Origin of the sequence: Timonella senegalensis JC301 (assembly GCF_000312125.1) — a bacterium.
In the GTDB taxonomy this organism is placed as follows: domain Bacteria; phylum Actinomycetota; class Actinomycetes; order Actinomycetales; family Cellulomonadaceae; genus Timonella; species Timonella senegalensis.
The window spans coordinates 510,009-531,667 of the sequence record NZ_HE978643.1; the positions used below are offsets into that span (position 1 = coordinate 510,009).

The window sequence follows — 21,659 nt, forward strand, 5'->3', positions numbered from 1 at the left end:
GGGAGCGCCGCAGGGTTTAGGGCCAGGAAGATGCGGTGCGCACGCGCCCACGCCCTAGACTAGAAGCAGCGGAACCGAAGACCCCAACACCAAAGAGGAATGCATGCATAACGATTCGTCCCCCGAGCACACCCCCTCACCCGACGCCGAGTGGGAAAATGACACACGCTCGGAGCGCGATATCGCCCTTGATGTTGTCCAGCGTGTACTAGCCCGCGCCGGAACCGCGCTCGACGAGGGATCCACCCGACACACCTCGCACGACGGCGACCAGCTCGAACTCGAAGAACGCAGCGCGCTGCGCCGCGTGACAGGTCTCTCCACCGAACTCGAGGACGTCACCGAGGTTGAATACCGCCAGCTGCGACTCGAAAAGGTCGTCTTGGTCGGGCTCTACACCCGCGGAACCGCACTCGACGCGGAGGTCTCCCTGCGGGAACTTGCTGCGCTGGCCGAGACTGCCGGCTCTGAGGTTCTCGACGGCCTCCTCCAGCGACGCACAAACCCGGACCCAGGAACCTACCTCGGTTCCGGTAAGGCCAAGGAACTCGCGCAGATCGTGGCCCACGCGGGCGCCGACACCGTGGTTGTGGATGGGGAGCTCGGAGCCTCCCAGCGCCGTGGGCTCGAGGACATTATCAAGGTCAAGGTCATCGACCGCACGGCCCTGATCCTCGACATCTTCGCCCAGCACGCCAAGTCCCGAGAGGGCAAAGCCCAGGTCGAGCTCGCTCAGCTTGAGTACCTGCTTCCCCGCCTACGTGGTTGGGGTGAGTCGATGTCCAGGCAGGCCGGTGGACAGGTCGGTGGCGCAGGCGCCGGTATGGGTAGCCGTGGTCCCGGAGAGACCAAGATCGAGCTCGACCGCCGTCGAATCCGCGACCGCATGGCAAAACTGCGCCGCGAGATCGCCGCGATGAAGCCCGCACGAGACACCAAGCGTGCCAACCGCAAGAAGAACGCGATCCCCGCTGTGTCGATCGCCGGCTATACCAACGCAGGTAAATCGTCGCTACTCAATGCTCTGACTGGCGCGGGAGTGCTCGTGGAGAACGCACTGTTCGCCACGCTCGACCCAACCGTGCGCCGCACAAAGACCCCGGACGGGCGACTTTACACCCTCGCCGACACGGTCGGGTTCGTGCGCTCGCTTCCGCACCAACTCATTGAGGCATTCCGATCGACCCTCGAGGAGGTCGGGGACTCCGACCTCATCCTGCACGTTGTGGACGCCTCCCACCCTGACCCAGAGGGGCAGATCGCCGCGGTGCGCCACGTGCTCGCGGACATTGACGGGGTGAGCGACATCCCAGAGGCGATCGTCCTGAACAAGGCCGACATGGCCGACCCAGAAGTCATCGCTAGGATCAGGCTCCACGAGTCAAACGTGCATGTAGTCTCCGCCCACACCGGACTCGGGATTGAGGAACTCCTCGAGTACATCTCTGAGGCGCTGCCGCGTCCGGGCATCCAGATCAACGTAGTGGTTCCGTACTCGCGCGGCGAGCTGGTCAACCGCATCCACCTCGAGGGAGAAATCGACTCTATCGAGCACGTGGAAACGGGCACCGCGATCAAGGGGCGCGTCGACGGCGAGCTCGCAACCGAGCTAGCACCGTACACGGTCAAATAACTGCACCCATAGGCATCCGCGTTCCGCGTTTATCAACACCGTGAACGCGGATGTCACACTCCACAACGTGCACGCGGCGCCGCTCAAGAGCCCTTGGGGACGTAGAATGAACCCCGCGCAACCTCGCGCTTCCGACCCGTACTTGGAGTGTGTTCCCCAACCGTGAGTGAAGCAACTGCCCAACCGGACATTGACTTACTGCTCAGCACGGCGGTCGGCGCCCTCGGCGGATCACCACGCCAGGGGCAGCGGGACATGGCACAAACTGTGGCTGCGTCGTTGGCCAACGAGTCGCACGTCCTCGTGCAAGCGGGCACCGGAACGGGAAAGTCGCTCGGGTATCTGGTCCCTGCCGTCGCACGATCAGTAACCGCAAACGAGCGGATCATCGTCTCCACGGCGACCCTCGCGCTCCAGCGCCAGATCATGACACGCGACCTCCCACTCGTGGCTGACGCCCTCAAATCCCAGCTCCCACGTGCGCCACACATCGCGCTGCTCAAGGGGTGGAACAACTACGCGTGCCTGCACAAGGTTCACGGCGGGTACCCGGTGGAGGACCAGAACGCGCTGTTTGACCTGCCAAACAACTCAGACCAATCACGGCCAGTGGATGCGGCCTTGGTATCGGCGGCAACTGGGACTGACGGCGATGGTGTCGAAAGCCTTGCGGAACAGGTCAAGCGGCTCCATGAGTGGGTGCAGGAAACGGACACGGGTGACCGCGACGACCTCGTGCCCGGAGTCAGCGAGAAGGCGTGGAGGCAGGTCTCGCTATCCAAACTTGAGTGCCTTGGCACTGGTTGCCCCATGATTGACGACTGCTTCCCCGACAACGCAAAGCAAACCGCATTTGAGTCCGACATCGTGGTCACGAACCACACCATGGTCGGAATCTTCTCCACGGGTTCGCCCAACGTCCTGCCCGAGTTCAGCTCAATCATCGTGGACGAGGCGCACGAACTCGTCGATAGGGTTACCTCGGCCGCGACCTCCGAACTCACGATCGGGGCGATCGACCACGCGGCACGCTTGGCACGGCGAAACGGCGGAGTCTCCACCGGTTCGCTCGACCACGCCGTTGAGAACTACGGGCTTGCGCTCGCGGAACTCCCGGAGCAGTCCTTCCCGCAGGGTCTCCCAGAGGAGGCGCAGTACGCCGTCGAGGCAATCCGAGACGCCTCGCGCGAAATTCTGACCCAGCTCAAGCCCAAGAAGGATGCGAATCCACCGACACTGGCCTCAAGGTGGCGCAGGCTGCGATGCTGCAGATCTTCGAGATCTCCGAACGCATTGCCGCCAACGACGCCAGCCGGGATGTCCTGTGGTGCTCGCGCCCACGATTCAACTCCGAGGAGGGCATGCAGCGCCTTAACATTGCGCCGCTCTCCGTCAACGGTCTGCTCAGCACAAACCTGTGGGGCACGCACACGGGAGTATTGACCTCGGCTACGCTCAGCCTGGGCAACTCGTTTGACCCGGTCGCGCGCTCCATTGGAATAGACCACTCGCTCAACCCTGAGACCGGAGTCGCGCGGGCATGGTCCGCCACGGATGCCGGGAGCCCGTTTGACTACCCCAAGCAGGGAATCCTCTACATTGCCAAGGACCTGCCCACACCCGGGCAGTCGCCTACAACCGAGTCGCAGTTGGACACGATCGCAGAGCTCATCACCGCTGCCGGTGGTCGGACACTTGGCCTCTTCTCTTCACGACGTGCAGCGGAACTCGCCGCCGAAGCGATGCGCGAGCGCCTGGATGTCCCCATCCTCATACAGGGGGAGGACCAGTTACCTACTTTGGTGGCGCAGTTCTCCGAAGACGAGGAGACCTGCCTGTTCGGCACCTTGTCGCTGTGGCAGGGCGTTGACGTCCCCGGACCCGCCTGCCAGCTTGTCATCATGGACCGCATACCATTCCCGCGCCCGGACGACCCAGTCAAGGCGGCGAGGACCCGAGCGATTGCGGCGTCTGGCGGCAACGGCTTCATGCAGGTTTCGGCGACGCACGCGGCGTTGCTCCTAGCGCAGGGAGCGGGAAGGCTCGTGCGCTCCATCAATGACAGGGGCGTCGTGGCAGTGCTCGACCCGCGCCTTGCAACGGCAAGATATGGCTCGTTCTTGACCAACTCAATGCCTAACTTCTGGACGACTACTAAAAAGGACGTCGCAATTGGTGCACTTCAGCGTCTCAGTGAGGCGCAGTAAGCACTATCGTGGGTGGGGAGGGGTCACGGCACGTGGCCAAAGCAAGACTACTAAGGAAGTCGCATGTATTTTGAGCACAACCCATTCGTTCCCGCGGAACGCAGCGATGAACCGGGTCGGCGAACCTCGAAAGTAGCAATCGTTGGCGCCGGCGCCGTGGGATCAACAATGGCGTACGCCGCCCTCATGCGCGGCGCAGCCCGCACTGTCGCGCTCTACGACATCAACGCCGCCAAGGTGAAGGCGGAGGTCTACGACCTCTCCCACGGAATCCAGTTCATGCCAATGGCTGAGGTCATTGGGTCTGACGACATCGAGGTATGCCGCGATGCCGATGTTGTCATGATCACCGCGGGCGCAAAGCAGCGCCCGGGCCAAACCCGCCTTGATCTCGCGGGCGCCACGATCAACCTGGTAGGGAAGATCCTTCCTGAACTTCTCAAGGTGGCGCCAGACGCCACCTACGTCATGGTGACAAACCCCGTGGACGTCGTGACTTACGCAGCCCTCAAGATCTCAGGGCTGCCAACAAACCAGATCTTTGGTTCCGGAACAGTCCTGGACTCGTCACGCCTACGCTACGTCCTCGCACGCGAGACCGGCGTTGCCGTGCAGAACGTGCACGCGTACATTGTGGGCGAACACGGAGATTCGGAGTTCCCGCTCTGGAGCTCGGCCACCATTGGTGGGGTGCCTCTTCTGGACTGGCCAGGAGTGCACGGCCGCCCACCACTGGACGCCGAGCGTCGTACCGCGATCGCCGACGAGGTCATCAACTCCGCCTACCGAATCATCGAGGGCAAGGGTGCGACCAACTACGCAGTGGCGCTCGCGGGTTCGCGCATCATCGAGGCAGTCCTGAACGACGAGTCCCGGGTGTTGCCTGTTTCCACCCTGCTGTCCGACTTCTACGGCCTGTCCGACGTGTGCCTTTCCGTGCCGAGCGTTGTATATGGCGGCGGCGTGGCGGATCAACTGCCCATCCCGTTGTCTGACGAAGAATATGACGGACTCAAGGCTTCGGCGCTATCGCTGAAGCAAGTTGCTAGGGAGTTCGGTTTCTAGCCACCTACTGAGGGCGGGGCTGTCCCCACAGAAAACAAGAAGGCTGTGGCCACCAGAAATGATTCTGGTGGCCACAGCCTTCTTGTTTTTAGACGGATCAGATGCACGGTCGCCCGTGTCGGGTTACCGGACAGCCAGCGCGCTAGAGGCTGCGTAGCACGGAGACCACGCGTCCGAGGATGGTCGCCTCGTCACCGAGGATCGGCTCGTATGCTGGGTTGTGAGGGAGCAGCCAGACGTGGCCGTCCTTGCGCTTGAGCGTCTTGACCGTGGCCTCCCCGTCAAGCATCGCAGCCACAATCTCGCCATTCTCGGCGGTGTTTTGCTGTCGGACTACCACCCAGTCGCCATCGCAGATTGCGGCATCGATCATCGAGTCACCGGCAACCTTGAGCATGTAGACGTTTCCCTCACCCACGATCTGCCGGGGAAGGGTGAACACGTCCTCCACGTCCTGTTCCGCGAGGATTGGTGAGCCCGCGGCGATGCGGCCCACGAGTGGCACATCCCGGCTTGAGTTAGCCTCAGCCTGGGTGAAAAGTGGGCGGACCACGGAGGCGTCAGAATCGTTGTGGATCTCGGTGCCGGGAACTTCCGAAGAGGGGGACAGGGGCGAGACGACCTCGATCGCTCGCGGGCGGTTGGGGTCGCGGCGCAGGAAACCGCGCTCCTCGAGAACCTTGAGCTGATGCTTAACACTTGACGGGCTTGTGAGGCCCACAGCTGCGCCGATTTCCCTCATGGTTGGGGGATAGCCGCGCTTGGCTAGGCTCGACTCCACGGTGCTCAAGACGGCCCGTTGACGAGTCGTAAGCGAATCGCGATCCAACTGCGCCATGGCGGTTCCCATTCCGTCCTCCGATCGAGTGTCAGTGGCTCGTGGTGAACTCACTGTCGTAGTTCAAGAGTAGGGAAGAAACGCCCCGCATTCAAACATTTGTTCGAGTGAGTCGCGGATGTTGCTTGATTTTTCGAAATCCATTCGTACACTTGTTCTAACGAACATATGTTCGAATGAGTCCGTAGTTGGAGTTCTGGAGGAAGTCATGTCGGTAGGAATCAACGCACAGTCGGCAGTGATCGCGTTTCCCATGACCCGCAAAATGGAGCGTCGTGTGTTCCGTTCCCAATATGGGATCACGGGCTTGCGTGGCCTTCGTCTGACGCGTCGCGGCAAAGTGACGCTCATCCTCCTCGCATTCCTGATGTCCCTCGGCTTGTTCCTGATCGGGTCCTCCGCGATGGCACGCCAGCCACTCTCCGCTGTTCCTGTGGAGACTTATCCTGTTGCCCAGGGTGACTCTCTCTGGAGCATTGCCGAGTCCATGTCGGTTGGTGGGGACATCCGGGATGTGGTTGCCGACATCGTAGAGCTCAACAAACTCCCGAGCGCCGCAATTGAGGCAGGCTCGATCATTCTGCTCCCCGTATACGAAGATTAGGGGTCTCCGCGGCACAGTTCTCAGGACGGTGTGTCTGCTCCTGGTGACGCCCGATCCGGCGACTTTTGAGTAAGTTGCCACCTTACTTCTCCCTTCCTGTGTGACCCACCCCGTACTAGTTGCACGCGCCCTATGCGGTCATTGTTGAACGCAAACGGTAAAGTGGCTGGGTAGGCATCTAGGTTGGGAGAACGTGTGCACTGTCCATTTTGCAGGCACCCTGATTCGCGGGTAGTTGATTCCCGTACTTCAGAGGACGGGTCAGCGATCCGTCGTAGGCGTCAGTGCCCCAAGTGCATGAAGCGATTCACAACCGTGGAGACCGCGTCACTTTCCGTGGTCAAGCGCTCAGGAGTCACGGAGCCCTTCTCTCGCACCAAGGTCATCAACGGTGTGCGTAAGGCATGCCAGGGGCGCCCCGTTTCTGACGACGACTTGGCCGTGCTCGCGCAGCAGGTCGAGGAAAACATCCGCTCGATGGGAATCGCTGAGCTTGAGGCGTACGAGGTCGGCCTATCGATCCTCGGCCCGCTAAGGGAACTCGACGAGGTTGCTTATCTCCGCTTCGCAAGCGTCTACCAAGCGTTTGACTCACTTGAGGACTTCGAGGAAGCGATCGAGTTGTTGCGCAAGGAACGCGAGGAGCATGCCACGAAGGTGGCCGCCGAGGGTGCCGCAGTCGTGCAGTCCGCGTCCCCCGAGGGTGAGTTCGCCGGTCCGGTGGAGGACTAGAGTCGAGCCTGAGCGCCGTAGCCTGCTGTGCTACCGGGCTGCCGAGATTACTTGAATGATGTAACGCGTGTGGCGGGCGATATCACTGATATCGCCCGCCACACGCGTATTTCGACACCTTCGTGCTCCATATTTGCCAGCTTGCGCAGGGCCGCTGGTGCAGCACTAGTCCAGTACTACTGAGCCTGGATCAGGCGCGCAGTTAGAGGTCACTGGACCTCGAGGCCCAGAGGTTGAGCCCGCCGTCGACGCAGGCTGCATCGATTGCCTTGAGCTCCTCTGGGGTGAAAGTGAGGGAACGTGCAGCGTCGAGGTTTTCGTCGAGTTGCTCAGTGGTGCGAGCCCCCACGACAACCGAGGTGACAACCTCATCGCGCAGAGACCACGAGATGGCCATTTGGGCGAGTGACTGCCCTCGCGCCGAAGCGATTTCATTGAGCACGCGCAGCGCTGCCACGTTCTCCTCGCTTACATACTCCTTCTTGAACGAGCCATCCGCTGAGGCGCGTGAACCCGCTGGGATCTGCCCTGTCAGGTACTTCGACGTGAGGAGGCCTTGAGCTAGGGGAGAGAACCCAATGACGCCTAGCTCTTCCTGTGCGCAGACGTCCGTGAGGGACATCCCAGAGGCGTCAGGCTCCTCGATCCATCTGTTAAGGAGCGAGTACGACGGCTGGTGGATCAGCAGGTTGAGCCCAATTCCTCGTGCGACCTCGAAGGCCTCGAGGGTGCGGGACGCGGAGTAGGACGAGATTCCCGCGTACAGCGCTCTTCCGCTGTCCACGGCTGTCTTCAGCGCACCCATGGTCTCCTCGAGCGGAGTCTCGGGGTCGAACCTGTGGGAGTAGAAAATGTCTACATAGTCCAGCCCGAGTCGGTTCAGCGACTGGTCGAGTGAACTGAGTAGGTACTTGCGCGAGCCGCCCTCACCGTAGGGGCCGGGCCACATGTTGTAGCCGGCCTTGGTTGAGACCACGAGTTCGTCACGGTACCCGCGCAGGTCCGTGCGCAGGATTTCCCCGAAGCTCTTCTCTGCGCTGCCGGGAGGCGGCCCGTAGTTGTTTGCGAGGTCGAAGTGGGTGACACCGCGGTCGAAGGCACGCAGCACGAGGTCCTTTTGGGCGGCGAGGGGAGAGGCCTCGCCAAAGTTCTGCCAGAGCCCCAGCGAGATGACCGGGAGTTGCAGTCCGCTGCGTCCTACGCGTCGGTAGGGCACGTTCTGTGGTGAGTCGTCATAGCGGCTCAGGTTCGGTGAGTGCATGACTTAACCGTAGCGAACTTGCCCGCGATTGGGTGGCCTTTGCTCCAAAGGTGTCGCCACCAAACAGAGCGAGATGGTACAGCGATACGCCAAAAAGCCGGAGGCGGCACCCAAACAGTAGTTCGGGTGCCGCCTCCGGCGGTATCGACACAGGGGCCGAGTTATCAGTTCTTTGGTGCAGCCGGTGGCATGACGCGGATGCGGATGTACTGGTCCATCGACTTGAGAGCCTCAAGAGCCTCGATGTCCACGGACGAGTCGGTGTCGGTGACTACATAACCGATTTCGCCGCGGGTTGCCAGCAGCTGGCCTTCGATGTTCGTGCCGAACGCCGCAAGGGTGTTGTTGACGGCAGCGAGTACACCCGGGGTGTTGCGGTGTAGGAACGCGATACGCGTGATTCCGGTGGTCGACTCGAGTGCGAGGTTAGGCAAGTTAACCGAGAGGGTCGTAGTTCCGGTGCGGATGTAGTCCTTCATCTTGTTCGCAACGAACTCTCCGATGGACTCCTGCGCCTCAAGGGTGGATCCACCCACGTGTGGGGTGAGGATGACGTTAGGCAGACCGCGAAGCTCGGATTCGAACTGGTCGCCGCGTTTCTTTGGCTCTACAGGGAACACGTCCACTGCCGCGCCCGAGATGTGGCCGGAAAGGATTGCGGAGCGCAGTGCGGAGTTGTCCATGACGAACCCACGCGACAGGTTCAGGAAGATCGCGCCAGGCTTCATCTTGGAGAACTCGGACTCACCAAAGAGGCCGGCGTTGCCTGGGCGTCCATCAACGTGAATCGTCACGATGTCGGACACCTTGAGCAACTCGTCCATCGAGGTGAGGCGCTGGGCATTTCCGAGTGCAAGCTTCTCGGCAGTGTCGTAGAAGACGACGCTCATGCCAAGGTTCTCAGCGAGCACGGATAGCTGGGTTCCGATGTTTCCGTAGCCGATGATTCCGAGCGTCTTGCCTCGGACCTCGTGCGATCCCTCTGCGGTCTTGTCCCAGATGCCGTTGTGCAATGCCTTGTCGCGCTCGGTCAGGCGGCGGGTCAGGGAGATGATCTCACCGATTGCCAGTTCAACTACCGAGCGGGTGTTCGAGAATGGCGCGTTAAATACGGCAACGCCCTGCAGGGCGGCCGACTTAAGGTCAATCTGGTTGGTTCCGATGCAGAATGCACCGATGGCCACGAGGTCCTTAGCGGACTCGAGAACCTTTGCGGTGACCTGGGTCTTGGATCGGATGCCGAGGAGATGTACGCCCTTGAGGGCCTCGATCAACTCTTCTTCGTCGAGTGCGCCGGAACGGGTCACAACTTCGACACCGTTTGCGGCAAGGATCTCAACGGATAGCGGGTGGACATTTTCTAGGAGCAGCGCCTTCAACACCCCCCTATCGTCCACCCGCGGTACCGCATTCTCAAAATGAATCTTGACCCTCGGACGCGAGTTAAGCGCCTGACTTATCCGATTTCACAGCGCGTGTGGCGCGCAGTTGTTCGCGCGCCGCACGGTCACAGCCCTGCCGGTAGGCCGGTCGTGTGGAACATCGTGAGCCGCTGGGTCGCTCGGGTCATCGCCACGAACAGGTCTGAAACGCCATTGATGCTCCGAACGATCTCGTTCGGGAGCCCCACAATCACAGCGTCGTACTCGAGGCCCTTCGCCTGTACGGGCGTGACCAGAGAGACGATGGGGTCTGGTCCTGTTAGCTGCTCGCGCAACTGCGCTGGGAGTGCGGCTTCGAGCTCCGTCAGGAGTTCTGGTGGCGCCACGACCGCGACGCGGCCGGTACCGGCGGACACAAACGCGCCAATATCGTCGGTAATTTGCTGTGTCATATTTTCGACGATTGTGGTCCGGTCCGTTGGCACGTAACGCAGCGAGTCGGCTGCGTCGCGAGCTGAGGTAAGCGGAGAGACCGGAAGCGAGTTCGCGCGAGCGAACGCGATCGCGGCATCCGCAATCGTGGAGGGCGTGCGGTAGTTGATGGTGAGTTCGCGGATCTGCCGTTGGTCGCGGAAAATCGGGGCAAGCATGCGAGACCACGACGTCGCACCAGCCGGATTCGAGGTTTGCGCGACGTCGCCCACGATCGTAAACGAGCGAGTAGGGCAGCGGCGCACGAGCATACGCCACGCCATGGGCGAGAGTTCCTGGGCCTCGTCGACGATCACGTGTGCGTACGTCCAGGTGCGGTCGCGGGACGCGCGTTCTGCTGTGGTGAGCGTTGGGCCAGAGTCCACAAAACGGCCCGCCAAAACGTCCGCGCCGACGATCGAGTCTCCGCCCGAACTCTCGAGAACCTGGCGAGCATATTCGAGGGCCTGCGCGTGCGCCTTCTGTGCGCGCTGCGCCTCGGCGTGGGCGGCGCTGTCATCCTCACCAAGCATTTCGAAGGCCTCGTCAAGGATCGGGATGTCGGAATCGGTCCACGGGGAGCCTGCCTCTCGGGCGAGCAGCGCGCGTTCGCTTGCGGTCAACTCAGGAGCGGCCTGCGCGAGGCGGTGCGGCTTGGCAAACAGATCCTCAACAAGCTTCATCGGGGTGATCGGGAACCACGCAATATTGAGAGCTACGCGAACCTCACGGTTGAGGCGAATCTCGTCGATGATCTCGCTGCGGTCCTCGGGCGCAACCTCGTACGGCATGTCCGCAACGTACTGGGCCGCAAGCTTGGACAGCATGTCCTTGACAAAGGTCTTGCGGGCCAAGTTGTGTGGCTTGTTCGTACGGCGCGCGCGGAACATCGCATCGCGGATGTCGCGCCTCCGGATGACGAGGTCGTGCCCGTCGATGCGGACCGTCTGGTCCGCCGAAGGAACACGCTCACGCGCCTTGACTGCACGTTTGATGAATGTGGCAAACCGAGGGTCGCCCTTGAGTCGCTGTACGGCCGGGTCATCGGTTGCTGTGGCGGTGATATCCGGTAGGAGCGAGGCAAGCGTGGTCGACACGACGCCCGTTTCACCGAGCGATGGCAGAACCTGATCGATGTAGCGAAGGAAGGAAGAGCTAGGGCCGACGAGGAGAACACCCGAGCGTTCGAGAACGCGCCTATGGGCGTAGAGGAGATACGCGGCGCGGTGCAGTGCCACGGCAGTCTTCCCGGTGCCAGGGCCGCCCTGAACCACGAGCGCGCCGTTCAGCGGTGCTCGGATGATCTCGTCCTGCTCCGCCTGAATGGTGGCAACGATGTCATGCATCTTCCCGGTGCGCCCAGCGGATAGCGAAGCCAGCAGCGCACCTTCACCGGAGAGGTTGAGTTCCTCCACTTCGGACTGGGGGAGCGTCAAGTCAAGTATTTCGTCTTCGACACCGGTGACCTTGCGCATCTGCGTGACGAGGTGGCGGCGGCGCTTAACGCTGTCGCGGTTGGCGGACGTCGCTCGGTAGAAAGGCTGTGCTGCCGGCGCGCGCCAGTCGGTCAGGAGCGAAACCTGCTCGGTGTCGTTGAGCCCGATGCGGCCGATGTATCTTTCAGATCCCTCATCGAAGTCCAGTCGGCCAAACACGAGGCGGTCCTCGACCGCTTCGAGCAGCGCGATGCGATCCTCGTAGAGGGTTGCGAAGGAGTCCCGCTCGCTGCGGTTCTGCGGAGAGCCCGATGGGCCAGCCCGACGAATGGCGGCAAGACGGTTTCTCGCCGTTTGGCGCATTTCATCGAGTCGCGCATAGACAACGTCCAGTCGCTCTTGCTCATGGACCAGATCGAGATTCTGCTCAGACACACGCATTCCTGTTCAAACGATAAAAGCGGGCCGTCTATTATCCCCCGAAAAGTGGATGATACGCACCTCCAATCCGGCTGGTGGGACCCTCTGTCCATGGCGTGTGATGCGGAGGAGGGTAGCTGGGTTTGGTGGGGCCTGTCCGGATGTATGGGGTCGTGAGCTGGCGAGGACGATTACTCTGGTTATGAGGGAACAATCTGCGGCGATGAGTGGTTAGACAAGACAGAACGCAACACCTTGGAGGAACCCCTAATGCTTGACCCTCGTGATCTTTACGAGCTCAACGAACCCGTAGTTGACGGACTGCGTGCGCGCTCCCAAGCGCGCGAAATTGGACCCGTACTCGTCAATTCCCTCAAGGGCTTCATCGACGCGGGCCACATGGGAGAGCTCGCAGTAGAGCACCTCCTCGCCACTGGAAACCCCGTGCGGGTGGCCACATTCGACCACGACAGGCTCGTTGACTATCACGCAAAGCGCCCAACGATGCTGTTCGAACGTACCCGCTGGGGTCGGTACGATGGGCCCCACATAGTGCTCGATCTCCTCGAAGACGCCGATGGCGCGAACTATCTTCTTCTCCACGGAAATGAACCCGACCGCTACTGGGACAGTTTTGTTGCAGCGGTGATTGGGCTCATCAACGACTTCAACGTGTCGTTGTCTGTCGGCATGTATGGGATTCCCATGGGTGTACCTCACACGCGCCCTCAGGGCACGGTTCTGCACGCAAGCCGTGAAGGGTTGCTCGACGAGGTTAAGGACTGGATGGGCAGCATGACAGTGCCCGCGTCCGTGTCCAACCTGATCGAGTACCGTCTCGGTGAGAGTGAGCGTGACGCTATAGGCGTGGCCGTGCAAGTGCCCCACTATCTCGCGCAGTCGCAGTACGCCCCGGCCGCGATCGTCGGCTTGACCAAGGTCGAGGGAATCACCGGCCTCTCGTTCGCCACCGAGGACCTCGTCGAGGACGCACGCGAGGCCGTGGCAGAGGTCGACCGACAGGTAGAGAACTCGGCCGAAGTCGCGGAAATGGTCAAGGGTCTGGAAAATCAGTACGACGCGTTCGTGTCAGCGCACCCACAGGAGTCCCTACTAGCGCAGACCACGCGCATCCCAACCGCTGAGGAACTTGGTGCGGAGTTCGAACAGTTCCTCTCCCAGCAGCCAGGAATGCCCGACGCAGAGTAGTCGGCGCTATCGGCACCCTGGCCTTGCGGGCAGAGTGCCGCATTTTTGCCGCCAGTAAGAGGTTGCGGGTAGAGGTCCCACGGCCCTCAGGACTATGAAACGTGCGGCTGGGTTTCGGGAGCCGAGTCGCGCAGGACGTTCGAAGTCCTCGCGAACTGGCGGACATCGTCGCCAATCAATATGTGAGCGGGGATCGCGAGCGTGCGTAGCGCGCGAGCGAGCATTGCTGACTCGATATCAAACGCGGAGCCAGCCTGATCGTCCTGAGCCCCCCGGGCGATCACAAGGACCAAATTGCCAAATCGCCGGCCCTTGACGATCGCAGTTTCCGCGGCGTAAGCGACTTCGGAAGAGATCGTGTGCTCGGATCGCGCGTCGAATGCGGCGGCAGCGCTTAGAAGGGTCGCGACCTCTTGGCGCGCGATCGGTAGCGGGGGCTTGTCTGCGCAGTTCACCAGGTAGAGGCCACCTGGCTTGAGCTTGGACAGGACGAGCTCCGTGAATTCGTGGGTGGCGAGGTGCTCGGGGGTTCGCGCATCCGCAAACACGTCCCTAATGATGACATCTTGGCTCGAGTCGCGCAGAGTGGCGAGTTCCTTTCGGGCGTCACCCGCTCGCAGCTTGAGGTGAGGAGAACGTGGCAGATCAAACCACAAGCGCGCTTGGTCGATCAGTTCCCCGTCGATATCCACTCCGATCTGGCGGGACCCCGGCCTCACATGCGCGACGGCGCGAGCCATGGTGGAGCCAGCAGCACCGAGGTGAGCCACGGAAATGGGGCCCTCGGGGAGTTGCTCGATGAACGTAAGGAAAATGCTCATGTACTCGAACCCCACGTTGAGTGGGTCGTCAAGGTCGATGAACGAGCTCGGTGCTTCGTCGAGGTAGACCGTGATTCTCCGCGGGTTGTCCCGGTCCTTCTCCAAGCGAATGGTTGTGAATGCGGTGGTGATGGGTGCCTCGGGGATGGTGTCACCCGTGGATGTCAGAGGGGCGCGGGATGATGAACGTGATGATCGAGCGGCCATGTTTCAAGCCTAACCGCAATAGCGTGGTTGCTTATCCATTGACATCTTCGAACAAATGTTCGAAGATGGATTGACCGACGGAGGTGACACTGATGAGTACACAATCAATGGTTCGCAATGCGCTGGCCGTTCCCGGAATGGAAGCGCGGGTTGACACCCGTCCTGTCGCGGCTGTGGCCGCCACGAGCGCGCTAGGTCGCACGGATGTGAGTGCGTACGAGCTCGTGCCCAATGCGGTGAAGTACATCAAGAGCGCGGATACTCAACTTGGTCTCGCCCTCACGGCGTCCGATGGGTTCGACCGGTTCAGCCACGCGCACTTCGCCGCCTTGCGGCTTGCTGGCGCCGTTGTTGAGTCCGTTGTCGGAGCCAAACGGGTCCGCCGCGTGGAAGGCTTCTGGGAGCGGTTTGCCCGGGTAGCACCGGAGCTGGCGCTCTGGGCGGTAATCTTCGAGGAGGGCGCTCAGGTCCGGGCTGCAATGGAGTCTGGACGGCTCGACACCATTTCCCGGAGTGACTCAGAGTACTGGCTCAACCAAACGCGGGAGTTCCGGGTCAAGGTTCTGCAGTCCTTCGGAATCGATCCGCTGACAAACTTCAGCCTGTCGTACGATCGAGTGGCATAGAGTCCACCTGCAGTTCCTCCCGCTCGAGAAGTCGAGGCATTGGAGTGCTAGAAAAACACGATCGGTCGTGCGAAAGGAGGCGGAGCGATGAGTAACGCACCGCGCCTGAGTCAGGCTCGCCGTGACTGGGGGAGCGACGATACCGGCTGCCCGTTCATGCACGTCGACATGGACGCCTTCTTTGCCTCTGTCGAGGTCGCAAGGCATCCGGAACTCAGGGGCCTACCTGTTGTCGTGGGCGGTGGGGAGCGGTCCGTCGTCCTTGCCGCGACATACGAGGCACGGGAGTTCGGAGTTCGCTCTGCGATGCCTGTCGTGCGCGCAAGAGCGCTCGCTCCCAAAGCCATCTTCGTTCAGCCAGATCACCACGAATACCGGCGCGTGTCGCGCGGCGTGATGGAAATCCTTGCCGCGGTGACGCCCGAGATGGAGCAGGTCAGCGTTGACGAAGCGTTCCTAGATATCTCCGGTTCCCGCAGAAGGCTCGGAAGCGCATTGGACATCGGATCGATGATCCGCGAGCAGGTCTTCGAGGCCTTTGGCGTAACCTGCTCCGTGGGTATTGCCCGTAACAAGTTCGTGGCCAAGCTTGCCTCCACGCAGTCAAAGCCGAATGGGCTCATGCTCGTGCCCGACGCTGCCACCACTGAGTTTCTACACATGCTTCCCGTGGGTGCACTGTGGGGTGTTGGGGCAAAGACTCAGGAACGCTTGGGGCAGTGGGGGATTACGAGTGTCGAACAGGTAGCTCATGCTGACATCGCAACCTTGGAGCGCATGGTCGGGCGTGCTGGAGCCAGACACCTTCATGCGCTTGCGTGGGGTAAAGACTCGCGTGCGATCGAACACGAACGAGTAGAAAAGAGCATCGGCTCCGAGTCAACGTTCTTCAAAGATCAAACTGATACGGACGTACTCCTAGAAAAGCTGCTTAGCCTTGCCGATGAGTGCGGCTCACGGTTGAGATCTAGGGGACTGGTTGCAAAGACCGTCGCAATCAAAGTCAGGGATGCGGACTTTGTAACGGTTGCCAGGTCAGTGACGTTGCCCTCCGCAACCGACACCACCTCCGTGATCTATCAGACCGTGCGGGAACTTTTCCTCGCGCTCCCACGTCATAAGGCTGTAAGGCTTTTGGGTGTGCGCGCAGAGAACTTGGAATCTGCCGACATGAACCCAGTCCAAGACACACTCGAAGACGCTATTGCAGGTGCCGCCGTGGCAATGAGCGAGTCCGAGAAGGTTATGGATGAGATTCGAGCTAAGTTTGGGCAAGGCGCGATAAATCGCGCGGCGCAGAGACCTGCACGACTTTCAAGTATGCGTGTCAGCAACTATCCTTGACATAAGACAAGGCCCTATTTGAACTCGGGGGTAAGAAAAATGCCACTGTCCGAGCATGAGCAGAGGATACTCGAGCAACTCGAGCGCGACCTCTCCTCGCAAGACCCAAAGCTCGCTACCACAATGACAGGTAGCCGTGGTGCCTCGATGGGCCGCATCGTTGCTGGAATTGTCGGCGTTGCTATTGGGATCCTGCTCCTAGTTATTGGGGTAGCGAACTCCAAGGCGTGGGTAGGTGTAATCGGTTTCGCAATCATGTTTCTTGCTGTGGTTTTTGCGGCGTCAGGCTCGAAGAAGAAGCACGACCTGCATGTGATTCCTGGTGACCCTCGAGCTGGGGCGCCAGCTGCAGCAAAGAAGCACCATCGCTCCGGCGGTAGTTTCATGCAGCGCATGGAAGAACGTTGGGAAAACCGCTCTTCGGGAGATCTATAACTGCCACAAGGTGTGACTGCATAACTGTGTAAGCAATGAGTTGCTCGCAACGGCGCAGGACTTCGTAGGGACGTCGGTCATTGACCGGCGTCCCTACTTTTTGTGTCCGGACACTCCTTGAGGAACGCCCTGGGCTCCACTTGGCCCCACTCTGCCTCTGGGTACCAACCTTTCGCCCTAGTTATTCGCCCTAACTTCGGCCCGTCGCTCGCGTGCTCGTTGCCAGGTTGCCAATCAGAGCCTCTACCCAGCTCTCCACTTCCCTCCACCGATAAGGCGAGTTGGGTGTGGTGCTCTCGTCCGCGCGCAAGAACCGCATAATCTCGCCATTTCTGGACGGCCCTTCTGTGTGATCCGCCTCGCAGGAGCGGTGCATGTGGAGGGGATTCACAGGAAACGCCGAAAATCCCTCCACATCACTCCACCGCCTTGACCTGCAAGTTTGCGGAAAATGGAGGTGAAACTCGCCAAACCTGCCCAGTTTGTGGTGGGAAGTGGAGTAACGTGGAGGTACTCGGAGCGAGAGGGGGTTACCCATGCAGGAATTACTTGGCGGTATCCCCAGCTTGTTCTTGGGGACCTACAAGCCACGGCTGGACGAGAAGGGTCGTCTCATCTTGCCCGCGAAGTTCCGCAACCAGTTCGCTCCTGGTTTGGTCCTTACGCGTGGGCAAGACCGATGCCTCTTCCTTCTTCCACTCGATGAGTTTCGCCGGATGTACGAACACCTGCGGCAGGCCCCCGTCACCTCAAGTCAGGCGCGTGACTACATGCGTGTCTTTCTCTCCGGTGCGAGTGACGAAGTTCCAGACAAGCAGGGACGTATCTCAATCCCGGCGCCACTGCGTACCTACGCAGGTCTTGACCGCGATATTGCGGTCATCGGAGCTGGGTCTCGAGTAGAGATTTGGGATGCCGCAACGTGGGACACCTACTTCGCGGAACGCGAAGCCGGATACTCCGAGACGGCCGAGCAAATCTTCCCGGACCTGCACTTCTGATACTTCGAGCGGTTTCGGGCCTCCTCCCGCGACTCTGACATCACTTCCCCGATGTCAGACCTCGGCGGTGGGAGACCCGAGACCGAATCGAAGAGAGTTTGTCAGCACCCCCACGTGCGAAGAAAGATCGCATTTAGCCAGACGAATTGAGGAGATCGATGGACGAGTTCACGGACAACTCCGAAGCATCGCGCAAGCACGTCCCAGTGCTCCTGCAGCGGTGCATTGACCTCCTTGCTCCTGGGCTGAGCGCGGAGGGTGCGGTGTATGTGGACTGCACTCTAGGCATGGGTGGACACACACAGGGAGTGCTTAAGGCATTTCCGCATGTGACCGCTATCGGAATTGACCGTGATCCCCAGGCACTTAAGCTTGCAGGAGAACGCCTCAGCGAGTTCGGTGACCGTTTCGTTCCAGTTCACGCAACCTACGACCAGATCGAAGAGGTCATTGCGGACCAGGGGCTCAACGGGGTTCAAGGAATTCTGATGGACCTTGGTGTCTCCTCGCTCCAGATTGACGAGACCGAGCGAGGCTTCTCCTACGCGCATGACGCGCCGTTGGACATGCGCATGGACACCACGGCTGACCTTACTGCGGCAGACGTTCTGAACACCTACACCGAAGGCGAGCTCACTCGAATCCTGCGAGAGTACGGCGAAGAGCGGTTTGCCTCAAAGATTGCGCGTTCGATTGTGGCGAAGCGTGCGGATCGACCGTGGGAGCGCTCGGCTGATCTGGTTGACCTCGTACGTGCGTGTATCCCGGCCGCTAAGCGAACCTCGGGTGGAAACCCTGCCAAGCGGACCTTCCAAGCGTTGCGCATTGAAGTGAACGGCGAGCTCGAAGTGCTCGAGCGGGCGCTTCCCGCCGCAGTGAACTCCCTCGCTATTGGAGGACGCCTCGTGGTGGAGTCTTACCACTCACTTGAGGACCGCGCGACCAAACGCGAGTTTGCGCGCGGAATCAACTCGAGTGCACCGCCTGAGTGGCCGGTTGAGCCAGAGACTCACCGCCCATACCTGAAGGCGATTACTCGTGGCGCGGAAAAGGCTGACGAGGCCGAGCTGGAACTGAACCCACGCTCAGCCTCCGTACGTTTGCGTGCGGTGGAACGCCTGCGACCAACACCAGAACACATGCGTAACAGGAAGGAGAAGTGACATGAGCGCGCTTCAGTCAAGTGCAGCCCGCGCGCTGCCAGTACGTCCGCACGAGCGGGCGCTCCCGACAACGGCATCCAAGCCGAAGCTCAAGCTCATCACGGCTCCGTCCACTGAGCGTCCGATTGCCGGTGTCGTGTACCTGTGCATCACCCTTCTGGTGTGCTCCGTACTGGCTGTCCTTGTCATGAACACCGAGCTTGCGGATGGTGCTTACCAGCGTTCTGCTCTCACAAAGCAGCTATCCGCCGAGGTCCTGACCACGGAACAGCTGACCGAGCGTCTTGCGGACGTGTCAACTCCCGAGAATCTCGCTGTGAAGGCTGAGCGACTCGGAATGAAGCAGATGGTAAATCCCGAAGTGCTTCACATAGACTCATCGAAGATTAATCGGGACACCACGAGCAATTAAGGCACGGACCATTGACTGAGGATAACCGCCGGGGGCAGAACCGTTCGCGTCCGGGCGACTCAGCCCGTCAAGGCGCCTCACGCTCCAGTTCAGGCCAGTCATGGAACTCAAACGTGGGTCGAGGAGCAACTCCTGGACAGCCAGGGTTCTCCTCGGCCTCTAGCGCGCGTTCCCGATCAGATCGACCGGCCCAAGGCTCACGCCCAGTCCCGGGTGGCACTTCTGCAACTCGGGGCTCAGGAGCGTCTTCGAAGCGTGGGCAGGCCGCAGGCCCAGGTACGCCCCGCCAGAACGCCACATCGCGTTCTACAGCCGCGGGTCAGGGCCGTGCTCGAAACCCGCAATCTCATCCTGAGCGTGGGCCGTCCGCAGGCGCCAAGTCCAACAGGGCTCCAGCTACTCGCTCCCAAAACCCGGGTTCTGGGGCTCCACGCAGCCAGTCGCAGCGGGATCAAGTACGTGTTCGTCGAACGGATGATGCCCGTCCTCGCGCCGTAGAGGGTACGTCACGTCCAGCAGGATCATCCGCTGCTCAGTCGCGCCAGCGCCTCCTAGAAAAGGCACAGGCGGATAGGGAACGTGAGCGCCGCCGTCAGGAGCGAGCCAAAAAACGTAACGCTGGTCCAATTGGGTTCCAGTTCTCACGCAAGCGAATTATTGCGATTTCAGGCGTGTTCCTACTTATTACGACCCTGTTTGCGGCGCGACTTGCGCAGGTTCAAATTGTCCAGGGATCGGAACTGGCAGCCAAGGCTAAGGCGCTCCGGACCACAACCGAGGTCCTGCCCGCCTCCCGTGGCGACATAACCGACCGCAATGGGCAAGCGCTCGCCAAGTCTGTGACCCGGTACAAAGTGTATGGAGACCAGAAGCTCCTCGACGCTTGGAAGGTCAAGGACAAGAATGGTGACGTCATTGGTGAGGGTCCGGCATATGCTGCCGAGCTTCTCGCGCCCGTCATCAATGTTGACGAGGACGAACTTGCGCAGCTCCTGACAAAGTCTCCTGAGCAGGAGAAGTTCAACCAGTACGTGGTCATTGCAAAGGACGTGCCGTCGGAGACTTGGGACGCGATCAAAGAACTCCGAATAACGGGAATCTTCAAGGAGACTCTGAGCAAGAGGGTCTACCCGTCGGGGGATACCGCCAAGAACATTATCGGCATCGCTGGCACGGAGAAGGGCTTGTCGGGTCTCGAGTACTCGCTTGATGACCTCCTTCAAGGCAAGGACGGAAAGACCACGTTTGAACGCTCGCTTGATGGCTATATTCTTCCGTCTGGCGAGGTGACAACGCAGGAGGCCGTGTCGGGGACTGATATCACTACCAGCCTCGATACCGACATCCAGTGGCACGCGGAGGCCGCTTTGGATGACAGGATCAAAAAGGTGGGAGCTTCTGCGGGGACAGTGATTGTCCAGGACATCAAGACCTGCGAGATCCTCGCGCTTGCAGACCGTAGTACTACTCAGGACGGAAACACTGCTACGACGGGCCGTATTGGCGCTGTCCAGGATGTGTTCGAGCCTGGTTCGACCGCGAAGATCATCACCATGGCAGCCGCAATCGAAACGGGGAAGGCTACGCCACTATCGAAGTTCACTGTGCCATACCGATACACCACCTCGAACGGCGAGGTGTTCCAGGACTCTCACATGCACCCGACCCAGCCCATGACGCTGACTGGAATTTTGTCGGACTCGTCTAACACGGGAACCGTCCAAGTCGGAGAGTTGCTGCCCAAGCAGGTTCGCTATGACTACCTGAAGAAGTTTGGTTTTGGTGAAAAGACCGGAATCGAACTCGGGGGAGAGTCTCGAGGAATCCTGCACTCGGTTGAGGACTGGGACGGGCGTACGCAGTATGGCGTTCTGTTCGGTCAGGGTGTTGCAGCGAATGCACTCCAGGCAACCAACGCCTTCGCGGTCATCGCGAATGAAGGGCAGATGTGCCAGCCTCACCTGGTCAAGGGGACAACCGACACCAATGGGGTCTACACCGAGTCGCAGAAGTCCGACACCAAGACCGTCGTCTCGAAGAACACTGCTGACAAGGTGCTCAAGATGATGGAGTCCGTTGTGGTTGAGGGCTCGGGTAAGACGGGTGCTGTCAAGGGCTACCGGGTAGCCGGCAAAACGGGTACTGCGCAGGCAGCAGGCGCCGATGGGAAACTCTCCTCGTTTGTTGCGTCGTTCATTGGTGTCGCTCCTGTTGAAGATCCGCAGCTCGTGGTGTCGGTTATTATTCGAGACCCTCAGGCTTCTATTTATGGTGGTGAAGTTTCGGCGCCTGTGTTTGCGGATGTCATGTCATATTCGCTCCAGCGACTGAACATCGAACCCTCCACGTCGAAGCCCGACCTGTTCCCTTCATCTTGGGAAAAGTAGCCCTG

General features: G+C 60.6%; 19 protein-coding genes. 14 read left to right on the forward strand and 5 right to left on the reverse strand.

Annotated features, from left to right (window positions below; genetic code table 11):
• Nucleotides 1-103 precede the first annotated feature (103 nt).
• The 4 genes from hflX (at nucleotide 104) to HGSM_RS10245 (ending at nucleotide 4,905) form a co-directional block, all read left to right on the forward strand.
• Nucleotides 104-1,633: a GTPase HflX gene (gene hflX / locus HGSM_RS10235; protein WP_019148664.1), complete on the forward strand. Its 1,530-nt coding sequence runs from the start codon at nucleotides 104-106 to the stop codon at nucleotides 1,631-1,633.
• A gap of 162 nt (nucleotides 1,634-1,795) precedes the next feature.
• Nucleotides 1,796-3,076, forward strand: coding sequence for an ATP-dependent DNA helicase (locus HGSM_RS15010; protein WP_326550032.1), 1,281 nt, complete (start codon nucleotides 1,796-1,798; stop codon nucleotides 3,074-3,076).
• Nucleotides 2,995-3,840, forward strand: a complete 846-nt coding sequence (locus tag HGSM_RS15015; RefSeq protein ID WP_326550033.1) for an ATP-dependent DNA helicase — start codon at nucleotides 2,995-2,997, stop codon at nucleotides 3,838-3,840. The genes HGSM_RS15010 and HGSM_RS15015 overlap by 82 nt, the downstream gene beginning before the upstream one ends.
• 63 nt (nucleotides 3,841-3,903) lie before the next feature.
• Nucleotides 3,904-4,905 carry an L-lactate dehydrogenase gene (locus tag HGSM_RS10245; protein WP_019148665.1) on the forward strand — a complete coding sequence of 334 codons (1,002 nt, stop codon included), beginning with the start codon at nucleotides 3,904-3,906 and terminating at the stop codon, nucleotides 4,903-4,905.
• Nucleotides 4,906-5,047: 142 nt separating this feature from the next.
• Here HGSM_RS10245 and lexA read toward each other — a convergent pair whose 3' ends face one another.
• Complete coding sequence (lexA, locus tag HGSM_RS10250; RefSeq protein WP_019148666.1) at nucleotides 5,048-5,755, reverse strand: transcriptional repressor LexA; 708 nt, start codon at nucleotides 5,753-5,755, stop codon at nucleotides 5,048-5,050.
• A gap of 196 nt (nucleotides 5,756-5,951) precedes the next feature.
• Here lexA and HGSM_RS10255 point away from each other — a divergent pair, with 196 nt between their 5' ends.
• Nucleotides 5,952-6,347 carry a LysM peptidoglycan-binding domain-containing protein gene (locus HGSM_RS10255; RefSeq protein WP_019148667.1) on the forward strand — a complete coding sequence of 132 codons (396 nt, stop codon included), beginning with the start codon at nucleotides 5,952-5,954 and terminating at the stop codon, nucleotides 6,345-6,347.
• A 195-nt stretch (nucleotides 6,348-6,542) separates the two neighbouring features.
• On the forward strand, nucleotides 6,543-7,079 hold the full coding sequence (nrdR, locus tag HGSM_RS10260; protein WP_081581420.1) for a transcriptional regulator NrdR: 537 nt from the start codon (nucleotides 6,543-6,545) through the stop codon (nucleotides 7,077-7,079).
• A 202-nt stretch (nucleotides 7,080-7,281) separates the two neighbouring features.
• Here the strand turns inward: nrdR and mgrA are convergent, their stop codons facing one another.
• From mgrA to HGSM_RS10275, 3 genes are all read right to left on the reverse strand, one after another.
• Entirely contained in the window at nucleotides 7,282-8,340 is a 1,059-nt protein-coding gene (gene mgrA / locus HGSM_RS10265; protein ID WP_019148669.1) for an L-glyceraldehyde 3-phosphate reductase, read from the reverse strand.
• 164 nt (nucleotides 8,341-8,504) lie between these two features.
• Nucleotides 8,505-9,722 (reverse strand): phosphoglycerate dehydrogenase, encoded by a 1,218-nt coding sequence (gene serA / locus HGSM_RS10270; RefSeq protein ID WP_019148670.1) that lies wholly within the window; start codon nucleotides 9,720-9,722, stop codon nucleotides 8,505-8,507.
• A gap of 125 nt (nucleotides 9,723-9,847) precedes the next feature.
• Complete coding sequence (locus tag HGSM_RS10275; protein WP_019148671.1) at nucleotides 9,848-12,070, reverse strand: HelD family protein; 2,223 nt, start codon at nucleotides 12,068-12,070, stop codon at nucleotides 9,848-9,850.
• A gap of 249 nt (nucleotides 12,071-12,319) precedes the next feature.
• Here HGSM_RS10275 and HGSM_RS10280 point away from each other — a divergent pair, with 249 nt between their 5' ends.
• The gene (locus HGSM_RS10280) at nucleotides 12,320-13,258 is read left to right on the forward strand and encodes a proteasome assembly chaperone family protein (protein WP_019148672.1); all 939 of its coding nucleotides are present in this window, start codon (nucleotides 12,320-12,322) and stop codon (nucleotides 13,256-13,258) included.
• 92 nt (nucleotides 13,259-13,350) lie between these two features.
• Here the strand turns inward: HGSM_RS10280 and HGSM_RS10285 are convergent, their stop codons facing one another.
• Nucleotides 13,351-14,286: a spermidine synthase gene (locus HGSM_RS10285; protein ID WP_019148673.1), complete on the reverse strand. Its 936-nt coding sequence runs from the start codon at nucleotides 14,284-14,286 to the stop codon at nucleotides 13,351-13,353.
• Between the two features lie 92 nt (nucleotides 14,287-14,378).
• On the opposite strand from HGSM_RS10285, the gene HGSM_RS13830 reads away from it, so the two are divergent.
• From HGSM_RS13830 to HGSM_RS10320, 7 genes are all read left to right on the forward strand, one after another.
• Nucleotides 14,379-14,912, forward strand: coding sequence for an SAV_6107 family HEPN domain-containing protein (locus HGSM_RS13830; protein ID WP_154646312.1), 534 nt, complete (start codon nucleotides 14,379-14,381; stop codon nucleotides 14,910-14,912).
• A gap of 87 nt (nucleotides 14,913-14,999) precedes the next feature.
• Nucleotides 15,000-16,256, forward strand: a complete 1,257-nt coding sequence (dinB, locus tag HGSM_RS10295; RefSeq protein WP_019148675.1) for a DNA polymerase IV — start codon at nucleotides 15,000-15,002, stop codon at nucleotides 16,254-16,256.
• A 39-nt stretch (nucleotides 16,257-16,295) separates the two neighbouring features.
• On the forward strand, nucleotides 16,296-16,691 hold the full coding sequence (locus HGSM_RS10300; RefSeq protein ID WP_019148676.1) for a DUF3040 domain-containing protein: 396 nt from the start codon (nucleotides 16,296-16,298) through the stop codon (nucleotides 16,689-16,691).
• 566 nt (nucleotides 16,692-17,257) lie between these two features.
• Nucleotides 17,258-17,692 (forward strand): division/cell wall cluster transcriptional repressor MraZ, encoded by a 435-nt coding sequence (gene mraZ / locus HGSM_RS10305; protein ID WP_019148677.1) that lies wholly within the window; start codon nucleotides 17,258-17,260, stop codon nucleotides 17,690-17,692.
• A gap of 158 nt (nucleotides 17,693-17,850) precedes the next feature.
• Nucleotides 17,851-18,855 carry a 16S rRNA (cytosine(1402)-N(4))-methyltransferase RsmH gene (gene rsmH / locus HGSM_RS10310; RefSeq protein WP_019148678.1) on the forward strand — a complete coding sequence of 335 codons (1,005 nt, stop codon included), beginning with the start codon at nucleotides 17,851-17,853 and terminating at the stop codon, nucleotides 18,853-18,855.
• 1 nt (nucleotide 18,856) lies between these two features.
• The gene (locus tag HGSM_RS10315) at nucleotides 18,857-19,267 is read left to right on the forward strand and encodes a hypothetical protein (protein WP_019148679.1); all 411 of its coding nucleotides are present in this window, start codon (nucleotides 18,857-18,859) and stop codon (nucleotides 19,265-19,267) included.
• A 671-nt stretch (nucleotides 19,268-19,938) separates the two neighbouring features.
• Nucleotides 19,939-21,654 carry a peptidoglycan D,D-transpeptidase FtsI family protein gene (locus HGSM_RS10320; RefSeq protein WP_019148681.1) on the forward strand — a complete coding sequence of 572 codons (1,716 nt, stop codon included), beginning with the start codon at nucleotides 19,939-19,941 and terminating at the stop codon, nucleotides 21,652-21,654.
• The last annotated feature ends 5 nt before the right edge of the window (nucleotides 21,655-21,659 follow it).